Source organism: Roseofilum sp. SBFL (genome assembly GCF_017746885.1).
Classification (GTDB): Bacteria; Cyanobacteriota; Cyanobacteriia; order Cyanobacteriales; family Desertifilaceae; genus Roseofilum.
In genome coordinates this window covers 41,336-47,409 of sequence record NZ_JAGHZH010000026.1, presented here as the reverse complement: position 1 = coordinate 47,409, position 6,074 = coordinate 41,336, and the positions used below count along the sequence as shown (strand labels likewise).

The 6,074-nt window shown below is 43.2% G+C and carries 8 protein-coding genes; 1 reads left to right on the top strand and 7 read right to left on the bottom strand.

The genetic code is table 11. The annotated features are described in order from the left end of the window. Positions 1–114 precede the first annotated feature (114 nt). The gene (locus tag J7545_RS23875; RefSeq protein WP_413038649.1) at positions 115–258 is read right to left on the bottom strand and encodes a DUF86 domain-containing protein; all 144 of its coding nucleotides are present in this window, start codon (positions 256–258) and stop codon (positions 115–117) included. Continuing rightward, on the bottom strand, positions 255–1,676 hold the full coding sequence (locus tag J7545_RS02720) for a cytochrome c biogenesis protein ResB (protein ID WP_318701929.1): 1,422 nt from the start codon (positions 1,674–1,676) through the stop codon (positions 255–257). Before J7545_RS02720 ends, J7545_RS23875 begins: the two co-directional genes overlap by 4 nt. Before the next feature lie 153 nt (positions 1,677–1,829). On the opposite strand from J7545_RS02720, the gene J7545_RS02715 reads away from it, so the two are divergent. Then, positions 1,830–2,756 (top strand): pentapeptide repeat-containing protein, encoded by a 927-nt coding sequence (locus J7545_RS02715; RefSeq protein ID WP_318701930.1) that lies wholly within the window; start codon positions 1,830–1,832, stop codon positions 2,754–2,756. 19 nt (positions 2,757–2,775) lie between these two features. Here the strand turns inward: J7545_RS02715 and J7545_RS02710 are convergent, their stop codons facing one another. The 5 genes from J7545_RS02710 to J7545_RS02690 form a co-directional block, all read right to left on the bottom strand. After that, complete coding sequence (locus tag J7545_RS02710; protein WP_318701931.1) at positions 2,776–3,261, bottom strand: thioredoxin domain-containing protein; 486 nt, start codon at positions 3,259–3,261, stop codon at positions 2,776–2,778. After that, positions 3,261–3,863, bottom strand: coding sequence for a hypothetical protein (locus tag J7545_RS02705; protein WP_318701932.1), 603 nt, complete (start codon positions 3,861–3,863; stop codon positions 3,261–3,263). The genes J7545_RS02710 and J7545_RS02705 overlap by 1 nt, the downstream gene beginning before the upstream one ends. 82 nt (positions 3,864–3,945) lie before the next feature. Beyond that, positions 3,946–4,602 carry a DUF3365 domain-containing protein gene (locus J7545_RS02700; RefSeq protein ID WP_318701933.1) on the bottom strand — a complete coding sequence of 219 codons (657 nt, stop codon included), beginning with the start codon at positions 4,600–4,602 and terminating at the stop codon, positions 3,946–3,948. 30 nt (positions 4,603–4,632) lie between these two features. Further along, complete coding sequence (locus J7545_RS02695) at positions 4,633–5,427, bottom strand: cytochrome c3 family protein (RefSeq protein WP_318701934.1); 795 nt, start codon at positions 5,425–5,427, stop codon at positions 4,633–4,635. Further along, the gene (locus tag J7545_RS02690; RefSeq protein ID WP_318701935.1) at positions 5,424–6,071 is read right to left on the bottom strand and encodes a cytochrome c3 family protein; all 648 of its coding nucleotides are present in this window, start codon (positions 6,069–6,071) and stop codon (positions 5,424–5,426) included. The genes J7545_RS02695 and J7545_RS02690 overlap by 4 nt, the downstream gene beginning before the upstream one ends. Positions 6,072–6,074 lie beyond the last annotated feature (3 nt).

The following is a 6,074-nucleotide window of genomic DNA, read 5'->3' as shown; positions in this document are numbered from 1 at the left end:
GGGATACAGCACTTTTCGATGTTATGAGGTACAGTAATCGAAATTTTCCTTGAGAGTGCCTTCCCATGAAAAGCCGGAAGAATGGGCATTATAGCGTGAAAAATGGTTTACCTATTACCTATTACCTATTACCGCGCGAAGCGCTGTAGTGGAATGTTGAGTCCGGAATTCTGGAGAGAGTTTCTTTGTTGCTTCTCCGATAATCGAAAGAGCATAGAGTATAGCCAACTGAGTCTTACTATCTTGGGCAAAACTCAATTCATCCAAGGGTTCAACAAATTGAATGAGATGGGTGATGGATAATGGGTGAGGCTTTTGTGAATAGCCTTACCATAGAACATTGTACCAATACCGACAACGACGAGGGCTGAACCTGTCCAAGTGAGTAGGGTTATCCACAGGGGTTCGCGTTTGACTTGTAGGGTAGATTGGCGTAAATCTCCAGGGTTCCAGGAGGCTTGGGCGATTTTCCATCCCTGATACCAGGTGGGGTGGTTCATCCAGACCGTACGATCGCTGCTAATATGCTGATGAGGGTCTTGAATTTGGATTTTGCTTGTCCACATGGCGACGCTCTCAGAACCTTCATTACGCTCTACAATAAAGTCTTGCAATGCTACTTGAAAGGGAAGGGAAAAAAGTTTAGGGGTAAATGCTGCCAGAATATCACCATCGGGTGCAGGAATAGCGGTAGGTTCTCCCCAGGGGAGCCAGGTTTGGATTCCTGTTTCTGTTTTGACTAGGATAGCGGGAGTGCCTTGCACGCTGCGATCGCCAACCGGTACAATTTGACGGTCAATCTCAGCATGGGTAAGCTGCTCTTCTAGGGTAATTTCAAAGTCTGCCCAACCCAGTGCAATCGGTTCATTCAGTTTTAGAATACCGGATTGGAAGCCTTGAGAGGAATGGGTAGCATAATAAAGTTTACCGGATGAAGTGGCGATCGCCTGAAAATAATTCCCCTCTGAAGTATCAGCCAGTGCCGTAACCTTCTCCCGCACTGTTTCCTCACTCTCCACAACCATCAGCCTCAACTCAGCCGGCCCCAAACTTACCCTACGATAAGGTAGGGGTGCAAACCCTAACCATTGTTCCACCTCTTGTCCCATTCGCGCACTGGTTAACCGCACCTTCAAAGCCACATTATTCGTGCCTCCTCCGTCCTTAAAGCGAACGGTTTCCACCGTATTTTCCGCATAACCTAACAAAGAAAGTCCCAGAACTGAAGAAGGAGAAATAGAGCCATCGGGACGGATAAAAATATCCCTTTGTTCAGCTTCACCTTCAGCAGTCATCACTTCTAATAAATCTCCCTCAACCCGAATCTGATTATTGCCCGCTAGATCTTCTCTTAACGGTAGCATTCCCTCCAAACTCAAATGAATAACTCCCGCCGAGCCTACAATAATCAAAACCAGTCCAATATGAGTTAAAGCAAATCCCGCTTTACGAGAGCCTCGCCAAGGATAGCGCGTGAGTGCCGAAATTAATAAATTGACTGCCAGCAGGAACATCAACATCCCAAACCAAGGACTTTTATAAATCAGATGTTGTACCACAGTCGAGCCAACTTGAGACTCATAAATTGTCGCTCCGATTAAAATAGCAACAATACTAGCCAGAAGGGGAACAGCAAACTGGATCGAGCCAAAGAACCGGATCAAAGGCGTATTCATCTTAACAGTTTCAAGAATGATCAAAGGGTTTTCTTATTGTCTACCTTACTGGTTTGAGAAGATCCAGTTGTATTCAGGATGACAGAAGTAGCAGAAACGGGCAATTAAGCGATAAGCTAGAAGTTAAGTTTTGTCATCTATTACCTTAATTTTATGAGTTTATTCACAGCCGAAGAAGTTATCAACCAACTCCAGGACGGAGAATCTTTTGTTAGGGCTGAATTAAGCCGGATTAATCTCGAGGGTTGTATCCTTGATGATGGTGATTTTAGTCAAGCCTATCTACGGGGGGCAAATTTATCTAGAGCCTTTTGTCAAGGGACAAACTTTTCTGAAGCCAACTTGATGTTAGCCAATTTGACCGAAACTAATTTAGTGTGTGCTAAATTATTCCGTGCTGAACTCAATGGAGCTTGTTTAAACAGTGCCAATTGCCGATCTATTGATGCTCGTTATACGAAACTTTATGGTGCAACTTTAGATCGCTTGAATGGTGTTGATGCTGATTTTTATAAGTCAGACCTGAGAAAAATCAAAGCTCAGAAAGCTAATGTAAATTCTGCCAATTTAACCCAAGTTAATCTGACTTATTCTCAGTTGACGCAGTGTAATCTTACTGAATCAGTTTTGCGCTCGGCTATTTTAGAAAACGCAGATTTAAGTGGCAGTTTTTTGATAGATGCTAATTTAGAAAAAGCTAATTTGCATCGGTCTATTTTTTTAAGGAGCAAGGTACACAACTCTAGTCTTGTATCTGCAAATTTATGTGAAGTTTATTTTCGATCTATTGAGATGAAAGATACAGAGATCTTAGGGGCTAAATGTATCAATGCATCCTTTACCAATAGTGTCTTAGAACACTGTTCATTCTTGTCTACCGATCTAGAATCCGCTTTATTCGATGAAGTCAAGTTGGTTGAAACCAGTTTCCAGGATGCCAATTTAGAACGGACTATTTGGAAAGATGTTCAATTCATTAACTGCGAATTTATGGGAGCAACATTTACGGATGCCCAAGGATTGACTGACGATCAAAAAGATTGGTTAAGACACACGGGAGCCTTAAATGTTCCCCATTAATCCCATGGATTAGTCAAGTTTATCTCAGCTCCTGATTGGGTGATGTATCATCAAAATTTAGTAATGAATGAACTTGTTCAACCAGTAGAGATGAAGGGATTTTTCCCATTAGAATTTCCTGAACAACTTGTTGAGTATTGAAGAAAATAAACTGGGGGACACCTTCCACGTTATATTCTTCAATAAGATAGGTATATTCTGGGCGATCGATATTAATCATGACCCAGTTTATTTTATGTTCATACTCTTTTTCAATCTGCCGAACGGTAGGAGGCATAGCTTGACAGGTAGTACACCAATCGGCATAAAATTCAATCACTGTCGGTAAATGATTATTGAGCGCAATACGATAGGGAACAGCAACTTGGGAACTGGCTTTAAGTTGCTGCAAACCGGTTAAACTAGAGGGCAGTAACGCAGGAGATTTGGGTAGCAGAAAGAAGTAAGCAAATACGGCCATCAATGCTAATCCTAAAATGACTTTTTTGATCGTCTCAATCGGCATTATTGATAATAGTAGGCAATGATGATATGAAAGACTAGCATAACTAAAAACATGCTGACTAAAATGATATGGCTGGTTAGCCATATCCCCCGTAAATTGCGAATCAAAACTCCTTTAGAAATGCCGGTACTGGCAGGAGAAGGAGATAAACTAAATCGGAAATAACGCTGGGAAGATTCTACAATTCCAGTTTCAGCAACTACCCCGACTAAAGCGGATAAGGTGACCAAGAAAAAGACCCATAGGAAAATGGCATTAAAATTGAAACCTCGCACTCCTATGGTATGGATAAATGTACTGCCCACTAAGGCAATACCTAGAAAAATATGTAGGCTTCTCCAGAGCTGAATACTTCCCGGAACCTTGATTTTTACTTTCCAGCTTCTTCCTCGTTTACGGAGAGTTAGCGCCATTTCTAGTAGTACAAAAGACAGGGATAAATATCCTGTAATTTGCTTATAGAGTTCGCTCTGAAAGGCTAAATAAAGATCGAAGTCATTTAAGCGTAGAACGGGGATATAGTTAGGACTGAAAACAAAAGGAGTGAGCAGAATAGCACAAATTACGGCTAAGAGGATGAGGGTGGAAAACTTGGGTTTCATTGTGGATAAGCTAAATTGAAATTAAGGGAGAGAATACAAACGTTGCATTCCTCCCTAAATCAAACCTAAAAAAAGAAATGGATTAAGTGCCTTCAAGGGGTAAGTTAACCACAACACCACCCATAACATCTCCTAATTCAAAGACTTTATCGGGATAGCGTTCTTTATGGATGGGATGGTCGTTGTGACAGGTAACGCAGGCTTCGGCGATCGCCACATCGGGATAAATGGCAGAGTAATATTTTTGACCAGCAATTTCCCGATAATCTTTATAGGGTTCACCGCTGTCAATAACGCTTTGCATCCCCACCTCTTCAAACTCCCCTCTGGGGGCTTGCGCGTCATTAATAAACCAAGGCGAAATTAAACCATACGTGAATGCACCTTGTTCCGAGGCCAGTTCTGCACCTAAACGGAACATTTGCGCGGGTAAAGGAATACCATTGGCATCTTGCCAAGCTTCCGTTGCTTCTGCCGGAACGACTCCATTGGGTTTATCTTGTCCTTCGAGTGTTTTCAGCCGGTTAACCACATGTTTAGTGTAGGCAGTACGATCGGATTCGGCTACTGTATGGATATAATCAACCACAAGAGCAGGATCAATACCACTGGTTTGAGTCGAACTATTGCTGTTTCCTCCAGCACAAGAAACAGCAGTCAGACAAATAGCTGTCGCTAAAACGAATAAGCTGATGGTTTTCAGTTTAAGTGAACGTATCCAAGTTCTGAGGATAAGCATAGTCGGTTTTCCATTAGGTGAACAAATCTGTTATTCAGAGTCTGAAGCGGTTCGCTTTTCTTCTAGCGCTCTCACCAATTTCAGCGTGTCTAAATCTTGCTGAGGGGGATGGTGAAAATTGCCCTCAATCAACTCATCATCAAAGATGCTGTTGTAGGAATATTCCAAGCCGTGGCAATTCATACAAACATCCTTCACCATGCGATCGCGCGGGAGCAGGTTGTAAGTGTTATTGTGATTCACAAACACCGAATTGGTATTTTCATGGACTGTGCGGGGTAAATGGCAGGTTGCACAGGTCACCAGATCCGGACTCGGGCGAGGCAGTCTAACTGATGCGGCAAACAGAGAACCATGTTTCGAGTCCCCATAATTGAGAGAATGGGTATCATCATGGCATTGCAAACAGGAGTCTACAGAAGCCTTAAACGTGTCAGGTTGATGGACATCATGGCAGGTATTGCACCCCATAAACTGTCCCTGAGCAGAGGATTTCATCGGTAAGTGCGCCATCTTTGGCGTTAAGGGAGACAGTCCTTCAGCCGTACGAATACCATGTTTACCGAGCAGAAATGTATCCACCTGTTGCTGATGGCAACTTTGGCAACTTTCTTGGTTTGGACGCACCACCAAGGTTTTCGTTTTGCTCTCTTGATGACAAGTGGAACAGTTGACATCAGCCAGAGCATGAACACTGTTTTCCCATTGCTGAGTAATTTCTGTTACTCGCTCGGCGGAGATTGGGGAGGCGATCGCCCCGTTACAACCCCACAACATCACCACAGACCATAGCCATACCATCAGAAAAATGCTGTTTCTTCTCATCCTCCTCCCTCCAGAAACTCCTCACCTAAATCGGGTTTAGGGGGTTTACTTTCGGTCAGAGTGACTTCTAAATTCGGCATTTCTGGCTTCGGTAATAGGATGGGTTGATTCAAGTTTTCCCGCAAAAAACCCGTCGAAATCGAGCGATGATCGTGAAAATTATGACATCCTGCTGTCCAACACCCATCTGGCTCAAACCCTTTATGACTGGGAATCTCTCCAGTAATGACTCCTTCATGACAAGCCATACATAAATCCGGTTTCAGGTGAACCCCGCGACCAAACATATGGACATGCTCCGCATGACAAGCAGTGCAAGTTAACACATCTAAATTACTGAGGTATTCTGCCCAACGGGGATCGCGAAACTTTTTCGGGCCGTGAATATCACTAACTAACTCCGCTTCATGACAACGCATACAAGTTTCATTACTGACCGGTTTAAATCCTTGATGACAGGAACTACAAGAAGCCTCAATTAACGTGTGCCCATCTGATGTCACTCCCGGAAGAAAGATTTGACGTTGATCTAAGGCAAACGCAGCAATTCCCCAAATCAGTAACAAAACGACCACTGCAATAATAGCTGTCTTGACTTGAAGAATATTTTTCAGAAGAGGAAACCGCTGCAAATTGCTGGTCATGAC

What these genes read in the sequence shown, in the direction of transcription:
- J7545_RS02710 (WP_318701931.1), bottom strand. Translation starts at nt 3,261, where the DNA reads ATGCCGATTGAGACGATCAAAAAAGTCATTTTAGGATTAGCATTGATG.
- J7545_RS02720 (WP_318701929.1), bottom strand. Translation starts at nt 1,676, where the DNA reads ATGAATACGCCTTTGATCCGGTTCTTTGGCTCGATCCAGTTTGCTGTT.
- J7545_RS02700 (WP_318701933.1), bottom strand. Translation starts at nt 4,602, where the DNA reads ATGCTTATCCTCAGAACTTGGATACGTTCACTTAAACTGAAAACCATC.
- J7545_RS02705 (WP_318701932.1), bottom strand. Translation starts at nt 3,863, where the DNA reads ATGAAACCCAAGTTTTCCACCCTCATCCTCTTAGCCGTAATTTGTGCT.
- J7545_RS02690 (WP_318701935.1), bottom strand. Translation starts at nt 6,071, where the DNA reads ATGACCAGCAATTTGCAGCGGTTTCCTCTTCTGAAAAATATTCTTCAA.
- J7545_RS02695 (WP_318701934.1), bottom strand. Translation starts at nt 5,427, where the DNA reads ATGAGAAGAAACAGCATTTTTCTGATGGTATGGCTATGGTCTGTGGTG.
- J7545_RS02715 (WP_318701930.1), top strand. Translation starts at nt 1,830, where the DNA reads ATGAGTTTATTCACAGCCGAAGAAGTTATCAACCAACTCCAGGACGGA.